The 20,240-nt window shown below is 72.4% G+C and carries 18 protein-coding genes; 9 read left to right on the top strand and 9 right to left on the bottom strand.

What is annotated here, in order from left to right; translation table 11 throughout:
* The first annotated feature begins 154 nt into the window (after nt 1–154).
* Genes ACQP1S_RS31305 through ACQP1S_RS31295 form a run of 3 tightly spaced genes read left to right on the top strand, consistent with a single transcriptional unit; the run spans nt 155 to nt 3,758 of the window.
* Complete coding sequence (locus tag ACQP1S_RS31305; protein ID WP_432901647.1) at nt 155–484, top strand: effector-associated constant component EACC1; 330 nt, start codon at nt 155–157, stop codon at nt 482–484.
* A 27-nt stretch (nt 485–511) separates the two neighbouring features.
* Nucleotides 512–2,791: a CHAT domain-containing protein gene (locus ACQP1S_RS31300; RefSeq protein ID WP_432901646.1), complete on the top strand. Its 2,280-nt coding sequence runs from the start codon at nt 512–514 to the stop codon at nt 2,789–2,791.
* On the top strand, nt 2,781–3,758 hold the full coding sequence (locus tag ACQP1S_RS31295) for a tetratricopeptide repeat protein (RefSeq protein WP_432901643.1): 978 nt from the start codon (nt 2,781–2,783) through the stop codon (nt 3,756–3,758). The genes ACQP1S_RS31300 and ACQP1S_RS31295 overlap by 11 nt, the downstream gene beginning before the upstream one ends.
* Nucleotides 3,759–3,769: 11 nt before the next feature.
* On the opposite strand, the gene ACQP1S_RS31290 is transcribed toward ACQP1S_RS31295, so the two are convergent.
* From ACQP1S_RS31290 to ACQP1S_RS31270, 5 genes are all read right to left on the bottom strand, one after another.
* The gene (locus ACQP1S_RS31290; protein ID WP_432901641.1) at nt 3,770–4,177 is read right to left on the bottom strand and encodes a hypothetical protein; all 408 of its coding nucleotides are present in this window, start codon (nt 4,175–4,177) and stop codon (nt 3,770–3,772) included.
* Between the two features lie 175 nt (nt 4,178–4,352).
* On the bottom strand, nt 4,353–5,075 hold the full coding sequence (locus ACQP1S_RS31285; RefSeq protein ID WP_432901638.1) for a CDP-alcohol phosphatidyltransferase family protein: 723 nt from the start codon (nt 5,073–5,075) through the stop codon (nt 4,353–4,355).
* Nucleotides 5,050–6,117: an iron-containing alcohol dehydrogenase family protein gene (locus tag ACQP1S_RS31280; protein ID WP_432901636.1), complete on the bottom strand. Its 1,068-nt coding sequence runs from the start codon at nt 6,115–6,117 to the stop codon at nt 5,050–5,052. The genes ACQP1S_RS31285 and ACQP1S_RS31280 overlap by 26 nt, the downstream gene beginning before the upstream one ends.
* On the bottom strand, nt 6,105–6,836 hold the full coding sequence (locus tag ACQP1S_RS31275; protein ID WP_432901633.1) for a sugar phosphate nucleotidyltransferase: 732 nt from the start codon (nt 6,834–6,836) through the stop codon (nt 6,105–6,107). The genes ACQP1S_RS31280 and ACQP1S_RS31275 overlap by 13 nt, the downstream gene beginning before the upstream one ends.
* Nucleotides 6,837–7,022: 186 nt before the next feature.
* On the bottom strand, nt 7,023–7,832 hold the full coding sequence (locus tag ACQP1S_RS31270; RefSeq protein WP_432901631.1) for a hypothetical protein: 810 nt from the start codon (nt 7,830–7,832) through the stop codon (nt 7,023–7,025).
* 227 nt (nt 7,833–8,059) lie between these two features.
* On the opposite strand from ACQP1S_RS31270, the gene ACQP1S_RS31265 reads away from it, so the two are divergent.
* Together ACQP1S_RS31265 and corA are read left to right on the top strand one after the other, a co-directional pair.
* Nucleotides 8,060–9,154, top strand: a complete 1,095-nt coding sequence (locus ACQP1S_RS31265; protein ID WP_091248821.1) for a PLP-dependent aminotransferase family protein — start codon at nt 8,060–8,062, stop codon at nt 9,152–9,154.
* A 413-nt stretch (nt 9,155–9,567) separates the two neighbouring features.
* A complete protein-coding gene (corA, locus tag ACQP1S_RS31260; protein WP_432901629.1) occupies nt 9,568–10,716 on the top strand; it encodes a magnesium/cobalt transporter CorA in 1,149 nt (382 codons plus the stop codon).
* A 31-nt stretch (nt 10,717–10,747) separates the two neighbouring features.
* Here corA and ACQP1S_RS31255 read toward each other — a convergent pair whose 3' ends face one another.
* On the bottom strand, nt 10,748–11,662 hold the full coding sequence (locus ACQP1S_RS31255) for a polysaccharide deacetylase family protein (protein ID WP_432901627.1): 915 nt from the start codon (nt 11,660–11,662) through the stop codon (nt 10,748–10,750).
* A gap of 230 nt (nt 11,663–11,892) precedes the next feature.
* On the bottom strand, nt 11,893–12,756 hold the full coding sequence (locus ACQP1S_RS31250; RefSeq protein WP_432901625.1) for a hypothetical protein: 864 nt from the start codon (nt 12,754–12,756) through the stop codon (nt 11,893–11,895).
* Between the two features lie 84 nt (nt 12,757–12,840).
* Between ACQP1S_RS31250 and ACQP1S_RS31245 the strand changes: the two genes are divergently transcribed.
* The gene (locus tag ACQP1S_RS31245) at nt 12,841–13,371 is read left to right on the top strand and encodes a peptidylprolyl isomerase (RefSeq protein WP_357896318.1); all 531 of its coding nucleotides are present in this window, start codon (nt 12,841–12,843) and stop codon (nt 13,369–13,371) included.
* Between the two features lie 27 nt (nt 13,372–13,398).
* Complete coding sequence (locus ACQP1S_RS31240) at nt 13,399–14,346, top strand: rhomboid family intramembrane serine protease (protein WP_091248707.1); 948 nt, start codon at nt 13,399–13,401, stop codon at nt 14,344–14,346.
* A 230-nt stretch (nt 14,347–14,576) separates the two neighbouring features.
* Here ACQP1S_RS31240 and ACQP1S_RS31235 read toward each other — a convergent pair whose 3' ends face one another.
* Both ACQP1S_RS31235 and ACQP1S_RS31230 read right to left on the bottom strand, forming a co-directional pair.
* Nucleotides 14,577–16,337: a cellulose binding domain-containing protein gene (locus ACQP1S_RS31235; protein WP_432901622.1), complete on the bottom strand. Its 1,761-nt coding sequence runs from the start codon at nt 16,335–16,337 to the stop codon at nt 14,577–14,579.
* 359 nt (nt 16,338–16,696) lie between these two features.
* The gene (locus ACQP1S_RS31230) at nt 16,697–17,125 is read right to left on the bottom strand and encodes a PH domain-containing protein (protein ID WP_432901620.1); all 429 of its coding nucleotides are present in this window, start codon (nt 17,123–17,125) and stop codon (nt 16,697–16,699) included.
* A gap of 187 nt (nt 17,126–17,312) precedes the next feature.
* Here ACQP1S_RS31230 and ACQP1S_RS31225 point away from each other — a divergent pair, with 187 nt between their 5' ends.
* The gene (locus ACQP1S_RS31225; RefSeq protein WP_091248704.1) at nt 17,313–18,485 is read left to right on the top strand and encodes a thiolase family protein; all 1,173 of its coding nucleotides are present in this window, start codon (nt 17,313–17,315) and stop codon (nt 18,483–18,485) included.
* Nucleotides 18,486–18,959: 474 nt separating this feature from the next.
* A complete protein-coding gene (locus tag ACQP1S_RS31220) occupies nt 18,960–19,949 on the top strand; it encodes a phosphotransferase (RefSeq protein ID WP_432901618.1) in 990 nt (329 codons plus the stop codon).
* Nucleotides 19,950–20,240 lie beyond the last annotated feature (291 nt).

The following is a 20,240-nucleotide window of genomic DNA, read 5'->3' as shown; positions in this document are numbered from 1 at the left end:
GAAACCCGTCACCTGAGCCAGGTTCACCATCCGTCGTAGGACGGGAATGAAACGTACAGTAGCCGCCAAGGTCCACCCGCCGGTTGCCTGGCCTGGCCAGACGTAGGCGGTCCCGGGCCGGCTTGACCAGGCGCATCAGGGGAGGGTGCGGGTGATGGGGAACGCCACAGTGGAGGTGTCCGGGGCGCAGGCCGCGAGCTGGGCGGCGGAGCTGCGGGCCGCGCTGGTCGGGGCCGTGGGGCCGGACGACAGCGTGTCGCCGGTGCAGGTGCAGCGGTCGGCCGAGATGGTGGTCGCGGTGATCGGGCTGGTGTTCTCCGGGGTCGAGGTGGCCAAGACGATCACCGAGTGGTGGAGTGCCCGCCGCCGGGACGGCGCTGCGGTCACCGTGCTGCTGCCGGACGGCACCCGGATCGAGCTGGCCGAGGGCAACCAGGCGCGGTTGGAGATCGCCATGCGGCAGGACGGCACCGGCCCGCAGTGAACTGACCACCACCACGGGGACGGGCAGATGAACACCTTCGAGCTGGAGGTCTTCGCGCAGACCTCGAACTACTACGAGCTGCGGCTGTCCGCCGACGGCGGGCCGCCCCGCACCCGCGGCCTGGACCGGGCCGCAGTCGACGAGCTGATCACCCTGGTACGCCGCGACTACAGCACCGACGCCACCGCACAGCGGGTCTACGGCGCGACGCGGCTGGTCGAGTTAGGGACGCGGCTGGCGGAGTTCCTCGACGGCGACGAGCGCTGGTTGACCCCGATGCTGGCCCATCCCGCCGGGGCGGTGCTGCGGATCACCGCCGAGCAGCGGCTGCGGCACCTGCCCTGGGAGCTGCTCGCCCGGGAGGGCGCGTTCCTGACCGTGGCCGGGCGGGCGCCGCTGTTGCCGGTCCGTACGGTCGGCAGCCATGCGGCGCTGACCGGCCCGGTCACGCCGGGCAACCGGCCGTTGCGGGTGCTGTTCATGGCAGCTTCGCCCGAGGGCGTCGAGCCGGTGCTCAACTTCGAGGCCGAGGAGGCCGCGATCCTGGCTGCGACCCGACGCACCGGCACCGATCTGGTGGTCGAGGAGAGCGGCACCCTGGAGGGGCTGCGGTTTCTCAGCCGTGACTACGGGCCCGGCCACTTCGACGTGCTGCACCTGAGCGGGCACGCCACCACCGACGGCGGGAAGCCGGTCTTCGTGGTGGAGGACGAGTTCGGCGCGCCCACCGGGGCGACGGCCGACCAGATCGCCCAGGCGATGCAGGGGCACTGGCCGAGGCTGGTGTTCGTCTCCGGCTGTCTGACCGCCGACGCCCCCGACGGCGGGGTGTTCCCGTCGATGAGCGAAAGCCTGGTCGACGCCGGTGCCCCGGCGGTGCTGGGCTGGGCGCTGCCGGTCGGGGACGTCTCCGCCACCGACTTCGCCGCCGCCCTCTACCGGGGCCTGGCCGACGGCGGGTCGTTGGACCGGGCCGTCGTCGAGGCCCGCCGCCACCTGTTCCACGACCGGAAGAGCAGCTACTGGCATCTGCTCCGGGTCTACGCCGACCGGTCCCCGCTGACGCCCATGGTCACGCCGCTGCACACCCGGGGCCGCAGCCGGTTGCAGGTACGCGCCGTCGACCAGCAGTTCCTGGACCCGCAGACCCAACTGTCCCGGGTCGCGTCCCGCGCCGAGTTCGTCGGCCGGCGGCGGGTCATCCAGCGCTGCCTGCGTACCCTCCGGCAACCCGCCGACACCCCCGGCGCGGCGCAGGGCCTGCTGCTGGCCGGCATGGGTGGGCTCGGCAAGAGCAGCCTCGCCTCCCGGCTCCTGGAGCGCATGCCCACCCACCAGCACGCCGTCTGGTACGGCCAGGTCGACGCCATCAAGTTCCGCGAGCTGACCAGCAAGATCCGCTTCGACGACGTCGACCAGAGCATCGAGGCGGCCAAGCTTCTCGACAACGAACAGGTCCCCCTCCCGACCCGGCTGCGGTACCTGTTCGACGCCGACGGACCACTCGGTGGGACACCCTGCCTGTTCGTGTTCGACGACTTCGAGAGCGGCAACCTCGACACCCGCGACGACGGCAGCCGGGTCCTCGCCCCGGCGATGGCCGAGATCCTGCCCGCCCTGCTCACCGCCATCCGCGACACCGGCAGTCCGAGCCGCGTCGTCATCACCAGCCGCTACCGCTTCCCCACCCCGGCCGGCACCACCCTCGCCGTCGAGGCCCTGGAGACCCTGACCCCCGTCGAACAGACCAAGAAGATCGCCAATCTGGCCAAGCTGCGCCCCGATTCCACCATCGACCCCGTCATCCGGGACCGGGCGATCAAGGCCGCAGCGGGCAACCCCCGGCTGCTCGACTGGCTCAACCGGATCGTCGACGATGCCAACCGCGACGTCGGCGGTGCCAACCTCGACGTCGACGGCCTGCTCACCGCTATCGAGAACGAAGCCGACAAGTTCCGCCGCGAGACGGTCCTCGCCGACAACCTGCTCGACTCCCAACCCCTCGAACTGCGCCGCATGCTCGCCAAGGTCAACGTCGTCGAACTACCGGTCCCCGCCGCCACCGTCCACGCCCTGCACCAGCATCCCGACGCCACCCGGCACATCCAGCGGGCCGTCCAACTCGGCCTGCTCGAAGAGGGTACCGACCCCGAGACCCACCAGCCCCGCTACTACGTCTCCAACGTCCTACACCCCCTCGTCCGCCCCCTACTCACCGACGACGAACACACCCAGGCCTGCGCCGACGCCGCCCAGTCCCTCTACCAACTCTGGGTCCTCGACCCCACCGCCGCCGATGCTCACTGACCCGAGGACCATCGCCCGCTGGGTCGAGGTGCACCGGCTAGCCGTCGCCGGCCGACAGCCAGCAATCGCCCGAGATATTGGTATCCGGGTGTGTCGGGTGTGGCTGGTTACCTCGCGGTTCACCGCCGTCGAAGCCATGGCCTCCGCGACCCTGACCTTGGGCCCGGACGCAGACGCCCTCTACTACCGGGGTCGGGCGCGGTCGTCGACCGGTCAGCCCTGGCCGGCGCTGGAGGACTACCAGCAGGCCCTGACCTTGTGCCAGCAGGCCGGCCACCGGGGAAACGAAGCCGCCACCCTCACCAGTATCGGCCACGTGTACGACGGGTTGGGGGATCGGCAGCAAGCTCTCGACCACTACCACCAAGCCCTCCCCATCCTGCGGGATGTCGGCGACCGAGCCGGAGAATCCGCCACCCTCACCAGCATCGGCAACGTGTATCACGGCTTGGGGGACCGGCAGCAAGCTCTCGACCACTACCACCAAGCCCTCCCCATCCTGCGGGATGTCGGCGACCGAGCCGGAGAATCCGCCACCCTCAACAACATCGGCAGTGTGTACCACGGCCTGGGAGACTGGCAGCAAGCCCTCGACCACTTCCAGCAGGCCCTCCCCATCCGGCGGGAGGTGGGCGACCGGGCTGGTGAAGCCGCCACCCTCAACAACATCGGCAGCGTCTACAACGGCATGGGGGATCGGCGACGGGCCCCTGACTACTTCCACCAAGCCCTCCTTATTGCGCGGGAGGTCGGTGACCGGGCCGGCGAAGCCGTCACTCGGTTCAACATCGCCATGGCCCACCGGGCGCTCGGTGATCTCGACCGGGCGATTCGGGAGCTCGAACACGTCGTCGACCTCGACCGGCAGGTCGACCACCCCGACCTCGAAGCCGACACCGCCCTCCTCGAACAACTCCGCCGACAACGCGCCGAAGACCGCAGACCTGGACCGCCTGCCGGACCATGACGGCAGCGGTGTCAGCGGACGATCTGCACCACCTGTTCGGCGGTGGCGTTCTCGCAGTTCGCGCCGGGGCAGGCGGAGATCCGTGCCAACAGCAGTGCCTCGCCGGTGCGGAACGGGACACCGGCGACATCGGCCGGGATCACCGCCGACAACGGCTGCGTCTGCCCGGTGCAGGTCCAGGTGCGGTATTGCGGGACGGACCCGTAGGCGATGCGGTTCCCGACGGCCTGGGTGATCGTGGCGCGCAGCTCGCCGGAGGCGTCCTCGTCGCAGTCCACCACGAAGTCCAGGCGCACCCCGGCGCCCTTGGCGACCAGGGTCACCGAGCTGATCTCCAGGGTGGGGGCGGCGGCGACCGCAGGTGTCGCACCGACGAACACGAGCATCGGCAGTGCGAGGGCCAGGATCATGGCAGTCAAACGGCGTGAACGTGACATCGCATGCGCTCCGTCTCCGATGGCCCCGCCCATGGTGGACGTAGAGTGACCAACCCATATCATTGAGCTTCGCCGCTGCTTGGTCAACGCTCCCCGGACACCAGCCCGCGAAGTGGACCCGCCACCCGGCCGGTCACCCGACCCGACCGACACGGCTCTAACGCAACGAGGCGCGGGCGGAGAAGGCGATGCTGGCCAGCAGGAACCCGCCGTTGACGATCGTGAACGCCACGATCACCCAGAACACCAGCGCGGGCACGACCATCAGCACCAGCCCGGCCACGAAGATCACCGCGCCGTAGTCGCGGACCAGCTTGACCAGGCGTACCGGGAGCGACGTCGAGGTGACCATGCTCGCGGCGTTGGGGCCGGACTGCATCACCGAGGTCACCAGGTTGACCATCCAGGTGCCGGCGAAGGTCGCGATCAGCCAGGTCGGGGTGCTCGGGCGCTGCGCCACGGCGGTGGCCGACAACGCGGCGACCAGGGCGATCTGGGCGGCCACGTCGCAGAGCACGTCGACCCGGGCACCCGCCGCGCTGCCCTGCCCGGTCACCCGGGCCAGTTGCCCGTCCGCGCAGTCCAGGGCGTACGCGACCTGCCAGCCGACCAGCGCGACCAGCCCGACCACCCACGCCGGCACGGTGCCGGCGGCGACCCGGCCGGCGAGCGCCACCACGGTCACCGAGGCGGCCAGGCCGAGCACCAGGTTGGTGATGGTCAGCGCGGTCGGGCGCAGCCCGAGGCGCTGGGCGACCAGGGCGAAGACGGCACCCAGCCACTGGCTGACCGACTCGCTGAACAGGCCGCCGCCCCGGTTCACCCGGTGGAAGTCGGCAACGGTGGGACGGGGTTCAGCCACTGTGGTCGCGGAGTGCACCGGCGTAGTCTGCCAGCCGCTCCCGCGTCTCGGTAACCGACATGGCCAGGTGCTCCAGGATGGTGTACCGGTCGGGGCGGGTGGCCGGGGCGAACTGCACCGCCTCGACGAACTGCTCGTCGGTCAGCCCCACGTCGGCGGGCAGCCGGGGCAGCCGGTGCCGGCCCAGGCAGGCCGACATCTCCGCGAAGCGCCGCTGGTCGCCGCGCAGGTAGGTGCAGAACAGCGCGCCGAGCCCGGCCAACTCGCCGTGTGACGAGGTGCCCGGGAAGAGGGCGTCGATGGCGTGCATGATCTCGTGGCAGCCGCCGCTGGCCGGTCGGCTGCTGCCGCAGACCGCCATCGCCAGGCCGCTGGAGATCAGCGCCTCGGCCAGCACCGTGACGAACGCGTCGTCGGTCATGTCGCCGCCGTGCGCGAGCACCGCCTCCGCGCCCATCCGGGCCAGCGAGGCGGCCAGGCCGTCGACCGGCTCGCCGCGTACCTGGCGGGCCAGTTCCCAGTCGGCCAGGGCGCTGATGTTGCTGATCACGTCGCCGATGCCGGCCCGGTTGTGCTGGTCCGGGCCAGCCGCCACGAAGTCGAGGTCGACGATCACCGCGATCGGGATGTGCACCCCGTAGGAGCCCTTGATGCCGCCGTTGATCAGGCTGGCCACCGGGGAGGCGATGCCGTCGTTGGCGAGGCTGGTCGCCATGGTCACCATCGGCAGCCCGCGCCGGGTGGCCGCGTACTTCGCCACGTCGATGGTCTTGCCGCCGCCGATGCCGACCACCGCGTCGTACGACCGCTCGCGGAGCTTGCCGCCCAGCTCGTCGGCGGCGTCGAGGGTCCCGCCGGCCACGGTGAACACGTCCGCCGAGCGCAGCGAGGGCCGGATCAGCTCGGCGATCTGCCCGCCCTGCCCGGGGCCGACCACCACCGCCACGTCGCCGCCGGAGGAGATCCGCCCGTCGGCGAGGATCGCGGCCAGGTCGGCCACCGCCCCGCGCCGCACGTCGATGTGCAGCGGGGTCAGGATGGTACGGGCTAGTAGCGGCACGCGATCTCCCGCGCCCGGGTCAGGTCGTCGTGGTTGTCGACCTCGACCCAGGAGACGTCCCCGATCGGCGCGGCCCGCACCTCCCCACCCCGGCCGGCGAACTCCTGGTAGCCGTCCTCGTAGTAGAGGTTCGGGTCCCGCCGCCAGGTCGCCTCCAGCGCGTCGGCGAGCGCCCCGGCCACCTGCGGCTCGATCAGCGTCGCGCCGATGTACTCCCCGTACGCCTCGCCCGGGTCCATCAGCTTGGTGATCCGGGTGAGCTGGCCGGCGGCGTCGAAGGTGGTCTTCATCTCCTCGTCGGCCAGCGTCTTGAGGGTGTCGACGGCGAGCAGGATGCCCGGACCGCGCTCGGCCAGCAGGGTCTTCTCCACGCTCACCGGGTGCACGGTGTCGCCGTTGACCAGCAGCACGCCCCGGGCGAAGTGCTCCCGGGCCAGCCACAGCGAGTAGGCGTTGTTCCACTCCTCGGCCTTGTCGTTGTGCACCAGGGTGAGGGTGACGCCGTACTTCTCCTCCAGGGCCGACTGCCGCTGCACGACCGCGTCGGCGGCGTAGCCGACCACGATCACGATCTCGGTGAGCCCCACCTCGGCCAGGTTGCGCAGCGCGATGTCCAGGATGGTGGTCTCACCGTCCACCGGCACCAACGCCTTGGGCAGGGTGTCGGTGTACGGGCGCAGTCGGCGCCCCGCACCGGCCGCGAGCACCATCCCGATCATGCGGGGCCTCCCTCGTACGACTCCAGGTCACCGTTCCAGGTCACCGTGGAGGATAGCCGTGCGTCACGGGGCAGCCGCCGCCAACCGTGAGTTCAGCCGGGGAGCGCGGGTCGGACGGGCCGGGGGCTCAGCCGGCAGTGCGGGAGTTCAGCGGGCATTCGGGAGCGCAGCCGGGCCGGGCGGGGTTCAGCCGGGCAGGGCGGCCAGGTCGGCGAGCACGCCCAGCCGCTCGTCCGCGGTCAGCGTCGAATACGGGCCGGCCGCCCGACGGTCCGTCTCCAGCTCGATGGCCCGCCGTTCCGGCCCGTCGGGCAGCTCCCCGACGCTGATGGCGGTGTGCCCGGCGGCGGTCCACGCGGCGGCGTGCGCGTCCGCCCGGTGGTACCGCAGCGTGCCGAGTCGGTTGAGCAGCAACACCCCCGACGGGATGCCGTCCGGCTCGTACGGCGGGGCCATCGCGGCGAACGCCGGCCCGGGTTCGGCCTCCGGCTCCCCGGCGAGCAGCACCGCGTACGCCAGCACCCGGCCGTACGCCTCGACCAGCCGGTGCACCCGGTCGTCGTGCCCGGCCCACAGCTCCTCGGTCACCTCGGCGTGCACCTGGTACAGCTCGGTGAGGAAGTCGACGCCCCGCTCGGTGGCGGTGAGACCGCCGTCCGGCCGGCGGGCGATCATGCCGTGCGCGATCTGCTTGTCCAGCGCCCGCTGGCAGGTGGCCGGGTCCCGGTAGCGGTTGACCGCCGCGAAGCCCGCCCGGTCGACGGTGCCGCCCGGCACGGCGAGCCGGGTGCGGAACTCCACCAGGAAGCCGGTGGCGGCCGGCCCGCCGTACCGCTGGCTCAGCTCGGCGCCGCCACCGTCGCGGCCGGCGAGCATCCCGGCCACGAACGCCCGCTCGACCGCCGGGGCGACCAGCCCGGTGAACCGGTGCGGTGCCAGCTCGACGCCATCGTCCACGGTCAACGCGCCGGCGCAGCGGAGGGGCTCGATGGGCACCGTTCGACAGTAGCGAGCGCCGACCGCCCGCGCCGATGTCCGGTCCCGTCCCGACCTGCACCGGAGTCGACCGGTTCGGCCCACCCTGCCCGGCGCACCGGCCGCGCCTTCAGGAGGCCGCCGAGCTGGACCGCCGCCAGCACGCCGGGGCCGACGGTCGTGCCCGCATGTTGAACTTGGCGTGTATGCCGGCCGGAGCGGCCCGGCCAGGCCCTAGGCTCGTGCGCATGACCGCCGAGCAGCTGATCTCGTTCGCCCGTGGCGCGCCCTCGCTGGACATCGTGGATGTCGAGGGGCTCAAGGCCGCCGCCGTCCGTGCCTTCGACGCCGACCCCGCCGGGGTCACCGCCTACGGCACCTCCGTCGGTTACCCACCCTTGCGGAAGTGGATCGCCGAGAAGCACGGCGTCGAGGCGGATCAGGTGCTGGTCACCAACGGCTCGCTCCAGGCCGACGCGTTCCTCTTCGACCACCTGGTCCGGCGCGGCGACGCCGTGGTGGTGGAGCGTCCGACGTACGACCGGACCCTGCTCAACCTCCAGCGGATGGGCGGCGAGATCCACGGCGTGGGCATCGAGCCGGACGGCCTGGACACCGCCGAGCTGCGCAAGCTGCTGGAGTCCGGGGTACGCCCCCGACTGGCCCACGTGATCCCGAACTACCAGAACCCGGCCGGCGTGACGCTCTCCCTGGACAAGCGCCGGGAGTTGCTCGACCTCGCCGCCGAGTACGGCTTCACCATCTTCGAGGACGACCCCTACGCCGACATCCGGTTCCGGGGCGAGCCGCTGCCGTCGATGCTGTCGATGGACACCCGGGGCGTGGTGGTGCACGCGTCCAGCTTCACCAAGACCGTCTGCCCCGGGGTCCGGGTCGGTTACCTGGTCGGGCCGGCGAGCCTGATCGCGGACATCGCCAAGTCGGCGACCAGCCTCTACATCTCGCCGGGCATGGTGGCGCAGGCGATCGTGCACCAGTTCTGCGTCTCGGGTGACATCCAGCGGTCCATCGCCACGGTGTCGTCGGCGCTGGGCGAGCGGGCCGGGGTGCTGGCCGAGTCGCTGCGCCGGCACCTGCCGGAGGTGACCTTCGTCGAGCCGGACGGCGGCTACTTCCTCTGGGTGGAGTTCCCGGACGACGTGGACGTGGACCGGTTGGCCCCGGCCGCCGCCGAGCGGGGCGTCGCGGTGGTCAAGGGCAGCGACTTCATGGTGGACGGCGGGCGGCACGCGCTGCGGCTGGCCTTCTCCGCGGTGACCGCGGACCGGATCGACGAGGGCGTCCGTCGGCTGTCGGAGGCGGTGGCGGCCGTCCGCGGCTGAGAATCTGTCGGGTTTCTGACACAAACGCGACCCGGGTCGGTCGGGGGCTCCCCTCGGCCGGTCCGGCAACCCACAATGCTGCGAGCGTTACTCACGTCTGGCCGGTGACCCGCTCAGGGCCACTGCCGCCGGGTGGTCGGTGACGCCGCAGCTTTGTCCCCGCCCCCAACGGTGCCGGGTGGGTCGGGTCGCCCCTCACCCCCTGAACGCGGCCCGACCCGCCCGGTGCCACCACCCGGTCGGCTCCCCGTCGACCGCCTGGCTCCCGGTCGGGTTCCCACGTGACCAGGATCACGGCCGTCGTGCCTCCCGCTGCCCGTCCCGCCGCAGGGGCCGCCGATCGTCCGAGGGCTGCCGGCCCGGCGGCGGCGTAGCCTGCAAGCCGCAGCAGCACACCCGGGAGGGGGAACGCCATGACGGACCGGGCGGAACGGGAGCGGTCGGCGACACCCCACGGCGGTCGGGTGCTCAACCCCCGGGCCTGGGTGTCCCCGGTCCGGGCGATGTCCCGCATCCTCAACGCCGACGGCTCCCCCCGGACCCCCGCGCCCACCGGCCCCGGCCGCAGCGGCGTGGTCGACTGCGGCCTCTACGTCGACGGCGAACGCCGCCCCGGCCAGTGGCAGTACGCCGAGGCGCTGGCCGCCGCGCGCGACGAACGCGACGGGTTCGTCTGGCTCGGCCTGCACGAACCGGGACTGGCCGAGATGACCGCCATCGCCGCGACGTACGGGCTGCACGAGCTGGCCGTCGAGGACGCGGTGAAGGCCCAGCAGCGGCCCAAGCTGGAGCGCTTCGGCGAGGTCAGCTTCCTGGTCCTGCGTACCGCCCGGTACTGCGAGCACACCGAGCTGACCGAGACCTCCGAGGTGGTCGAGACCGGCCAGGTGATGCTCTTCATCGGCCCGAACTTCCTGATCAGCGTCCGGCACGGGGACGCCTGCCGGCTGGCCCCGGTACGGGCCGACCTGGAGGCCAAGCGGGACCTGCTGCGGCACGGGCCGTGGGCGGTGGCGTACGCGATCACCGACCGGGTGGTGGACCTCTACCTGGAGGTGGCCGACCAGTTGGAGGACGACCTCGACGTGCTGGAGGCGGACGTCTTCGACCGGCAGAGCAGCGGGCGGATCCAGCGGATCTATCAGATGAAGCGGGAGCTGGTGGAGTTCAAGCGGGCGGTGATCCCGCTGCAACGGCCGCTGATGACGCTGACCGCACAGGTGCACCGGGAGGTGCCGCAGGAGGTGCGGCGCTACTTCCGCGACGTGCAGGACCACCTCAGCCGCACCGTCGAGCAGGTCAACTCCTACGACGACCTGCTCAACTCGATCCTCCAGGCCCGGCTGGCGCAGGTCACCGTCGACCAGAACAACGACATGCGCAAGATCGCCGCCTGGGCCGCCATCGCGGCGGTCTGGACCGCGTTCGCCGGGGTCTACGGCATGAACTTCGAGAACATGCCCGAGCTGAAATGGACGTACGGCTATCCGGGCGTGCTCGCGCTGATGCTCGCCATCTCGCTGGCGCTGTACCGGTGGTTCCGCCGCAACGGCTGGCTCTGACCGCCCGGGTCGGGTCTGTGCGGGGTCCCGGTCAGTGGGCCGTGGCGGTGGCCGGGGCCGCCGCCGCCATCAGCTCGGAGACGGTGACGAACTCGAAGCCCCGCCGCCGTAGACCGGTGATCATCGCGGCCAACCCTCGGATCGCGACCAGCCGGTCCACCGGCCCGGTGTCGTGGGCGAGCAGGATCGTGCCCGGGTCACAGGATTCGACGATGTAGTCGACCAGGCCGTCCGGATTCTGGGTGAACCGGGATTCGAGCATCTGCCGGTTCCAGAGGACCACCTGGTAGCCCAGGTCGTTGGCGGCCAGCAGGGTGCTGCCGGAAAGGTGCCCGTAGGGCGGGCGGAGCAGGGTCGGCTCCCGCCCGCAGAGCCGGGTCAGCTCGTTGTGCGCCCGGCCGATCGCGGTGCACGCCTGCTCGTAGGTCATCTTGGCCAGGTCCCGGTGGGCCCAGGTGTGGTTGCCGACCTCGTGACCGGCCAATCGGTGTGCCACCAGCCGGCCGTACTCACGGGCGCGGCGGCCGACCATGAAGAAGGTGGCCGGGGTGTCGGTCTGGGCGAGGATCGACAGCACCCGGGGGGTCCAGTTCGGGGCCGGACCGTCGTCGAAGGTGAGCGCGATCAACCGCCGGGTGGTGTCCACGCTCCACACCACGTCGACCCGGGACGACCGGGGCGGGGTGCTCCGGTCGGCGTGCACGGTGGCGGCGTACCCGCCGTAGACCGGCAGCTTGCTGTCGGCGGTGGCCTCGGCGTACCCGAACTCGCCGGTCAGTGTCACTCCCGCGCCGGCCAGCGCGGCGGCGGCGCCGGAGAGGACACGCCGCCGCGAGAGCGCCCGGTCGTGCTCGACCGGGCGCTCGACGAGCTGGTCGTGGGGCCCGGACGACGGAGCACTGTCCGGCTCCGAGGCGGTGAGCTCCGGGTCGTTGGTCGGCGGCATAACGAGCACTGTAGGAGCCGGCGGCCCGCCGGGTGAGCCCGGACCGGTCGGGGAGAACCCTGATCTCCCCGCCCTGACGTGGGGGTCGGGCGTCGCCGTGGCCGCAGGCGGCCGGGCCGTGGGCCGTGAATCGCGGGTTCCGGCCGGACCGGCGGCGGACGGGTCTGGGCGCGGCTGCGGCGCGGGACGACCGGGGGGTCGTCACCGCGCCGCCGGCGAGGTGCGGGGGATCAGCGACGGGTGCTGTGCTGGGCCCCGGCCTTTCCGGCGCCGAGCGCCTTGCCGAGGTCGTCGGCCGGCCGGCCGGAGACGTCGGTGGCACCCTCGGCGACCGAGGGAACCTTGTCGTTCGGGTGGATCACCGGCTTGCCGGGCGAGGTGGCGGCAGCCACGGTGGAACTGCCCACACCGGTGGCGGGCGGCGTGGCCGAGCCGGTCGGCGTGGACCCGTCGGCCGACGGGGTCTCCACCACCAGGACGTCGACCTCGTCGCGGGGAGCGTCGATGCCGGTGCCGGCCGGTACGGCGGGGGTGTCGAACCCGGGGGTGGTCCGGCTGACCGGGGCGGTCTCGATGCCCCGGGTCGGGTCGTACTCGGCCCACTCCTGCTGCTCGCGACGGCGACGCACGGCCATCGCCCCGGCCACCCCGGCCACCGTGCCGGCGACCAGCAGACCGGCGAGCATGCCGCGCGACGTGCGCTTCTTCTTCCGGGCCTTCGGGGTCTTCGCCTTGATCTTCTTGCTCACCGCGGCCTGCTTAGCGGCGGCGGCCTTCTTGCCGGCCACCGCCTTACCGGCAGCATCGGCCTGGGCGTTGCGCACCGCCAGGGCCACCGGGGCGAGGGCCGCGACCGTCGATGCGAGGCCACTGGAAGCCCGGTCCCGCACCACGACCGCGGTCGGCGCGACCGCGCCCCGGGCCGCCTGGACCCGCGGGCCGACAGTGGCCCCGGCACCCTTCGCCGCATGCGTGGCGGCCTGCCTCAGGTGACCGATGCCCTGGTGCAGCTCCACCTTTGCCAGCTGCCCCTGGGTCTTGCGCCGCCCGATTCCAAACACGGTCCCACCTCCTGGGAGTTGTTCCTTCGTCATCCTCCACCACCGGATGCCTCCGCACTGCCAGATGGGGCACATGGGAGGATCCGCATGGAACTGACCAACGAGTGAGGAGTACCCGTGGCCGAGGCTGTCTACGCCACCTTGCACACCAACGCTGGCCCGATCCGGCTGGAGCTCTTCGGTAATCACGCTCCGAAGACGGTTCGTAACTTCGTCGACCTGGCCGAGGGCAACAAGGAATACACCGATCCCCGCACCGGTCAGCCGGGCAACGGGCCGTACTACGACGGCACCATCTCGCACCGGGTGATCAGCGGTTTCATGGTCCAGATGGGCGACCCGACCGGCACCGGCCGGGGTGGTCCGGGCTACACGTTCGCCGACGAGTTCCACCCGGAGCTGCGCTTCGACCGGCCGTACCTGCTGGCGATGGCGAACGCCGGGCCGGGCACCAACGGGTCGCAGTTCTTCATCACCGTCGGGGCGACCCCGCACCTGAACAACCGGCACACCATCTTCGGCCAGGTGGCCGACGAGCAGTCGGTGAAGGTGGTGGACTCCATCGCGAACACCCCGACCGGTCCGAGTGACCGGCCGCTGCAGGACGTGGTGATCGAGCGGGTCGAGATCGAGCGCACCGAGGCCTGATCGCGTCCGCGAGGTACCTTTGCACGCATGACTGAACGCTCCGGGCCGGCCGGCGACGCCACCGGCGGGTCGGTGCCGACCGCGCCGGTCTGCTACCGCCACTCCGACCGGGAGACGTACCTCAGGTGCTCCCGCTGCGACCGACCGATCTGTCCGGAGTGCATGCGGGACGCCCCGGTCGGCCACCAGTGCCCGGAGTGCGTGAACGAGGGACGCCGCAGCGTACGGCCGGCGCGTACCGCCTTCGGTGGCGGTGCCGCCGGCCGTCGCGGCCTGGTCACCCGCGTCCTGATCGCCCTGAACGTGCTGGTGATGATCGTCTCGGTGCTCAGCGACCGGGGCGGCGACTCGATGATCGGCGGGTCCGGCTTCGGCGGCCTGCTCGGTGGCGGCACCCCGCTGACCCAATGGGGTTCGGTGCTCAGCTACGCCTCGTACGTGCCGTTCGGGGAGGCGCACGGCGTCGCCTCCGGTGAGTGGTACCGGCTGGTCACCGCGATGTTCCTGCACTACGGCGTGGTGCACCTGCTGCTCAACATGTGGGCGCTCTGGGTGCTGGGGCGGGAGTTGGAGGCCCTGCTCGGGCCGCTGCGCTTCCTCACCCTCTATCTGGTGGCCGGGCTCGGCGGCAACGTCGCGGCATACCTGTTCAGCAGCCCCAACACCGCGTCGGCCGGTGCCTCGACGGCGATCTTCGGACTGTTCGCGGCGGTCTTCGTGCTGATGCGCCGGCTCGGCCGGGACACCTCGGCGATCCTGCCGATCCTGGTGATCAACCTGATCTTCACCTTCACCGTGCCGGGCATCTCCATCCCGGGCCACGTCGGCGGGCTCGTGGTCGGGGCGCTGATGGCGCTGGTGCTGGCGTACGCCCCCCGGATGCGACGTTCGGTCTTCCAGGCGGCCGGCACGGCGGTCATCGTGGTGGCGCTGCTCGGCCTGGTGATCGTCCGCACCGTGATGCTGCTCGGCTGACCCTCCGGCGTCGTTCGGCGGGTTGCCTCCGACGCCTGCCTCACCTGGTGGCTGCCGTGCCGGGGCCACCACCCACGTCGCCGCTGAACGGCCGGGTCGATGCCCTGTCGCGGTGTCCGCGGGGTCGGCGGCGGAGTAGTCGAGGCAGGAACGGGCCGACGTCGTCGAACCGATTCGTTGTCCACGGTTCGGGCGGGCTGCCGGCGTCGGCCGGCAGCCCGCGGTGCGGCTCAGTTCACGGAACAGGTCAGCGTCGGGGTGCCGCCGGCTTCCCCGGCCACGAGCATTCCGAAGGTGGTGCTGGCCCCTGGTGCGAGACTCCCGTTGTACGAGACGTTGCCGACCGTGGCCGTTGCGCCGCCGGTCGTCAGCGAGCCGTTCCACACCTGGTTGATGGTCTGCCCGGACCCGATCGTCCAGCTCACCCGCCAGCCGGTGGTGACCGTCGAACCGCTGTTGGACACCGCCACATCGGCCTGGAAACCGCCGGGCCAACTATTGGTCACCCGGTAGGAAGCGTCGCACCCCGGGCCGCCCGGGCCGGGGGTGGTCGGCGACGGTGTCGGGGTGGTCGGCGAGGGCGTCGGGGTGGTCGGCGAGGGCGTCGGGGTCGTCGGGGTGGGCGTCGGGGTCGTCGGCGACGGCGGCAGGACGGTGATGGTGTACGCGTCGTTGACGTCGTTGTTGGCGATGTTCACGACGGTGCCGTTGTTGGTGAGGGTCACCACCTGGTCCTGGACGGTGGTGGGCCCGGTGACCGCGCCGCCGTTGTTGTAGGGGATCCGCTGCACCAGGATGCGCGCCCGGTTGTCGCTCACGATGCCGCTGGTGCTGTTCAGCCCTTGTAGGTTGACGGCGATGTTGCCGGTGGTCCGGCCGCCGCCGACCAGGATCTTGGCGTCGCCGGCGGCCTTGGTGGCGTACGCGTCGTACCCGGCGGACGCGGTGGTGGCGACGGCGACGCCGGTCTGCTGGGCGTAGAAACGGTAGACCCACCACTCGCCCTTGGGCTGGTACTGACCGGCCGAGTTGTGGGTGAGCAGGTTGCCCAGGTCGTTGTGCAGGTTGCCGCCGCTGGCCCAGTTGGCGCGCAAGCCGTCGGCCCCGGCCCGTTCCAGCCGGGTGATGTACCACGCGCCGTCGCCGGGGTTCTGCTCGTTGGAGGCACCGTACTCGTTGATCTGGTAGGGCCGGGGGTGCGGAATGCCCCGCGAGTCGAGCGTCGTGTTCGCGGCGGCGACGTTGGCGACCGGGTCGCTGGGCAGGGAGTGCCAGCTCACGATGTCCGGCACCGCGTTGTTGGCCTTGATGTAGTCGAGGTACTGGTTCCACCAGGTCCCGGAGGTGGTGGGTACGCCGGCCAGGCTCGGCCCGACGATCAGGGTGCCCGGCATGTCGGCCCGCAGGCGCTGATAGGTCCGTCGCCAGAGTTCGAAGTACTGGGCTTGGGGGCGGTTCCAGAACAGGGTGATGTTGGGCTCGTTCCAGATGTCCCATTCGACCGGGACGCCGGTGGCCTTCACATCGTTGATCACCCGGGTGAGGAAGTTGTTGTAGTCGGTCCAGTTGCCGTTGTCGCCGGGGAAGCGGGAGATGGGAGCGCCGTCAGCGCCCCACAGGTCGTGGGGGAGCAGGACGAACTTGCCGCCGAGCGCCTTGGTCCGCAGCATCTGGGCGCGGGTGGCGTTCCACCGGCGGTCGTAGCCGCCGCCCACCCAGCCGCTGCCGGGCAACTGGGCGCCCCCGGCCCGCATGGCCTGGTATTTGATGTCGGTGAAGAAGTGGTCGGGCGGTGCGGTGCCGTTCTCGGTCATGCCGTAGATCCACCCGGAGGCCCGGTAGGTCGGCGCGGTGGTGGCGGCGGCGAAGTTCACGCTGAGGCTCTGGTTGTCGGCCTGGGCCACGTTGGGTGCGACCAGCAGGCCGGCGGCGACCAGCGCGCCGGTGAGGAGGTAGGTGGCACGAAGGTGTGGCCGGGACAGAAGATTCACGGGCTCTCCAGGGGTGGTAGGGGGGTGGGTGCGCGCGGCTCGGGGGCCTCGCGGTCAGGGCGGGTCCGGTGCCGTGACGGAGCGAGATGGACGGTGGGGCGCAGCGGGCGACGGCGATCTCGGCCCATGACCCGGCGTGGTGCGGTCGTGGGGTCGACCACTGCTTCGAATCGGTTCGATGGAACGGTAGACACTGACTCTTGTCGATGTCAACGTCGCGCCAGCCGAGCGGGCGTCGTGTTGCTGAGCTCAGCGAAGGCCGCCGGGCCGGCCCCGCGCTGGTGGGTGAGGCGACCTCCGCCTCCGATCCCACCGACCGGAGCCATGTCGACCGACCCGGGCGACGGAGCCCGGGCCCACTAAGGCCGGGCGATCCGGATCAGCTCGACCACCTCGGCCGGCGACGCGCCCAGGTCGGCCCGACCGAACAGGTGCAGGGTCTCGCCGGCGTCGATCTCCAGCGTCTCGCCGGTCAGCCCGAACCGGGTTCGCCGGTCCACGGTGACCGCCTCCACCGCATCCCACGGCAGGTGCCGCCGCCCGGCGTAACCCCGGACGACCGTGATCCCTCCGGGGTCGACCGCGAGGCGGACGGGGGCGAGCAGGTCGCGTACCGCCCAGCCGGCCAGGCCGACGGCGGCGGCGACGGCCAGCGCCAGCCGGACCGGGTCGCCGTCGGCGAGCAGCAGCCCCAGGGCGGCCAGCCCGATCACTCCGGCCAGCTTCGCCGCCGGGACCGCCGGGGGGACCCGCCACTGGTGGGCCGGGGACGGTGGAGGATGCACCATCCCAGCATGCCAGCCACCCGCGGCGACCGGCCGCCCCGCCGGTGCCGTTGGCGGCCCCGCCGGAGTTCCGGCGGCGACCCGACACCCGCCGGGTCGGCCGCCGGCGATCCTCCGACCGACCCGGCGGGCGGACGCTGCGCCGATCGGGACGTAGTATCGACGCAGCCGAAGTTACCGGGGAGTAGTTATGAGTGACGCAGTCATCGTCGGTGCGGTGCGTACCCCCGTCGGGCGACGCAAGGGCGGCCTGGCCGAGGTCCACCCGGTCGACCTCTCGGCGCACGTGCTGCGCGCCCTCGCCGACCGGACCGGCATCGATCCCGGTCAGGTCGACGACGTGATCTGGGGTTGTGTGTCCCAGGTCGGCGAGCAGTCCTGGAACATCGCCCGCAACGGCGTGCTCGCCGCCGGCTGGCCCGAGTCGGTGCCCGGCACCACCCTCGACCGGCAGTGCGGCTCCAGCCAGCAGGCCCTGCACTTCGCCGCCGCGACGGTGCTCTCCGGTCAGGCCGACCTGGTGGTGGCCGGTGGTGTCGAGTCGATGACCCGGGTGCCGATGGGGTCCAGCGTCGGCGACGGCATGCCGTTCAGCGCCCGGCTCCGCGAGCGTTACCGGGGCGTCGAGGGCTTCGCCGACGACCAGCCACTGCCGTTCAACCAGGGGGTCGGTGCCGAGCTGATCGCCGCCCGCTGGCGCTTCTCCCGTAGTCAGCTCGACGAGTTCGCGCTGGCCAGCCACGAGAAGGCCGCCGCCGCGCAGGACGCCGGGGTGTTCGACCCGGAGCTTGCCCCGGTGCCGCTGGCCGACGGCGGCACCTTCACCGCCGACGAGGGCATCCGCCGGGACACCTCACTCTCGGTGCTCGGCGGGCTGAAGACCCCGTTCCGCGCCGACGGCGTGGTCACCGCCGGGTCCGCGTCGCAGATCTCCGACGGGGCCGCCGCGCTCGCCGTCACCACCAGCGAGTGGGCCAGCCGGCACGGCCTGCGCCCGCTGGCCCGGGTGCACACCGCCGTGGTCGCCGCCGACGACCCGGTCACCATGCTCACCGCCCCCATCCCGGCCACCGCGAAGGCGCTGCGCCGCGCCGGCCTGGGCATCGAGGAGATCGGTGTGTACGAGGTGAACGAGGCGTTCGCCCCGGTGCCGCTGGCCTGGCTGGCCGAGACCGAGGCCGACCCGGAGCGGCTCAACCCGCGCGGCGGCGCGATCGCGCTGGGCCACCCGCTCGGCGCGTCCGGTGCCCGGATCATGACGACGCTGCTCCAGCACATGCGGGACAACGACATCCGGTACGGCCTACAGACCATGTGCGAGGGCGGCGGCATGGCCAACGCCACCATCCTCGAACTGCTCTAACCCCCACCCGCCCGCCCCGCCCTCGCCCCGCCCGCCCTCGCCCCCGCCCCGCCCTCGCCCCGCCTCGCCCCGCCCGCCCTCGCCCCGCCCCGCCCTCGCCCCGCCCGCCCTCGCCCCCGCCCCGCCCTCGCCCCCGCCCCGCCCTCGCCCCGCCCCGCCCTCGCCCCGCCTCGCCCCGCCCGGCCTCGCCCCGCCCGGCCCCTGCCCCCGCCGCCCGGGCCTGGCCCCGCCCGGCCTCGCCCGGTCCGGCCCCTGCCCCGGTCCGGGCGAGGCCGACCGTCGCCTGGGCCGGGCTGGCGATCAAGGTCATCACCACGGGGGCGATGTTGCGGTATCAGGGTGGCTCGATACCGCAACATCGCTCCCCTTGTCGCGGGCCCCCACGGGGCGGACTGGGCGGGAGGCGGGCGGAGTCGGGGGTGGGTGCGGAAAATGGCGGGTGTCGGGGCGGGTGGGTGGCCTACCCTGCGCTGCGTGACGATCACCTCCGTAGCCGCCAGCTGGGCCGACCCGCAGTGGCGGTCCGCCGCCCTCGACTGGGTCACCGGGCAACTCGGTCGGCACGGCCGCCGGGTCACCGGCCCGGTCGAGGCCCGGCTTCGCCCCTGGTCGCTGGTCTGGCGGGTGCCCACCGACGCCGGGTCGTACTGGTTCAAGGCGAACAACACCGGCACGGCGTACGAGGCGGTGCTCCTCACCGAGTTGGCCCGGCGTACCCCCGGTCGGGTGCTCGACTCGGTCGCGGTGGACACCGGACGCGGCTGGTCCCTGCTGCCCGACGGCGGTCCCACCCTGCGTGAACTGGCCGAACCCGATCCCGCCCGCTGGGTCGACGTGCTGGTGGCCTACGCCGAACTCCAGCGGGAGGCGACCCCGGCGACGGACGAACTGGTCGCGCTCGGGGTACCCGACCAGCGGCCGGCGGCCATGCCGGGCCTCCTCGCCGACCTGCTCGACGACCGGGCCGCCCTGCTCTTAGACCTTGAGGGTGGCCTGGACGCGGCGACCCACGAGCGGTTGCGGGCTCACCTGCCGCGCTTCGCCGAGGACTGCCGTCGGCTCGCCGACAGCGACATCCCGACCAGTGTCCAGCACGACGACCTGCACGACGGGAACGTGTTCGTCACCGCCGACGGCTACCGCTTCTTCGACTGGGGGGACTCGTCCGTCGCGCACCCGTTCGGCACCCTGCTGGTGACCCTGCGCTCGGCGGCACACACGTTCTCGCTGCCCGAGGGTGATCCGATGCTGGTCCGGTTGCGCGACGCCTATCTGGAGTCGTGGACCGACCGGTACGACCGGGCCACCCTGCGGGAGATCGCCGGGCTGGCCATGCGGGTGACCACGGTGAGCCGGGCGCTGTCCTGGCGGCGGGCCCTGGACACCACCGACCCGAGCCGCACCGAGTACGCCGACGCGGTGCCCGGCTGGCTCGGCGAACTCTTCGCCCCGATGCCCGTCTGACCGCTCGTGGTGATCGTCCCGTAGCGACCACCGTCCGAGGTGGACGGGCCGGGCGGGGTGGACATGGCGACCGGTGTCCGGGGAAGATTCCCCGGAACGCTGCGCCGCGTCCCGCCGGGCCGGCGTGCCCCAGCCCGCCGCTCGTCACCCCAGCCACGTCGACCCACCACCAGCGTCGTCAGGCCATCCCCACGGCACCCGCGACCACGTCGCCAGCGCCGTGGCCACCGCCTGCTCCGTGCCTCGGCCGGTGACGACCGGTGCGGGTACGGCGTCGGTCTGATCGGAGCT

The organism is Micromonospora matsumotoense (assembly GCF_050951065.1).
Classification (GTDB): Bacteria; Actinomycetota; Actinomycetes; order Mycobacteriales; family Micromonosporaceae; genus Micromonospora; species Micromonospora matsumotoensis.
The sequence above is the reverse complement of the archived record's forward strand: the minus strand, read 5'-3'. Positions and strand labels throughout refer to the sequence as shown.

Excerpts from the sequence above, each read along its gene's own strand:
- ACQP1S_RS31240 (WP_091248707.1), top strand. The coding sequence starts at position 13,399 with ATGACTGAACGCTCCGGGCCGGCCGGCGACGCCACCGGCGGGTCGGTG.
- corA (WP_432901629.1), top strand. The coding sequence starts at position 9,568 with ATGACGGACCGGGCGGAACGGGAGCGGTCGGCGACACCCCACGGCGGT.
- ACQP1S_RS31305 (WP_432901647.1), top strand. The coding sequence starts at position 155 with ATGGGGAACGCCACAGTGGAGGTGTCCGGGGCGCAGGCCGCGAGCTGG.
- ACQP1S_RS31225 (WP_091248704.1), top strand. The coding sequence starts at position 17,313 with ATGAGTGACGCAGTCATCGTCGGTGCGGTGCGTACCCCCGTCGGGCGA.
- ACQP1S_RS31230 (WP_432901620.1), bottom strand. The coding sequence starts at position 17,125 with ATGGTGCATCCTCCACCGTCCCCGGCCCACCAGTGGCGGGTCCCCCCG.
- ACQP1S_RS31255 (WP_432901627.1), bottom strand. The coding sequence starts at position 11,662 with ATGCCGCCGACCAACGACCCGGAGCTCACCGCCTCGGAGCCGGACAGT.
- ACQP1S_RS31275 (WP_432901633.1), bottom strand. The coding sequence starts at position 6,836 with ATGATCGGGATGGTGCTCGCGGCCGGTGCGGGGCGCCGACTGCGCCCG.
- ACQP1S_RS31295 (WP_432901643.1), top strand. The coding sequence starts at position 2,781 with ATGCTCACTGACCCGAGGACCATCGCCCGCTGGGTCGAGGTGCACCGG.
- ACQP1S_RS31250 (WP_432901625.1), bottom strand. The coding sequence starts at position 12,756 with ATGACGAAGGAACAACTCCCAGGAGGTGGGACCGTGTTTGGAATCGGG.
- ACQP1S_RS31300 (WP_432901646.1), top strand. The coding sequence starts at position 512 with ATGAACACCTTCGAGCTGGAGGTCTTCGCGCAGACCTCGAACTACTAC.
- ACQP1S_RS31265 (WP_091248821.1), top strand. The coding sequence starts at position 8,060 with ATGACCGCCGAGCAGCTGATCTCGTTCGCCCGTGGCGCGCCCTCGCTG.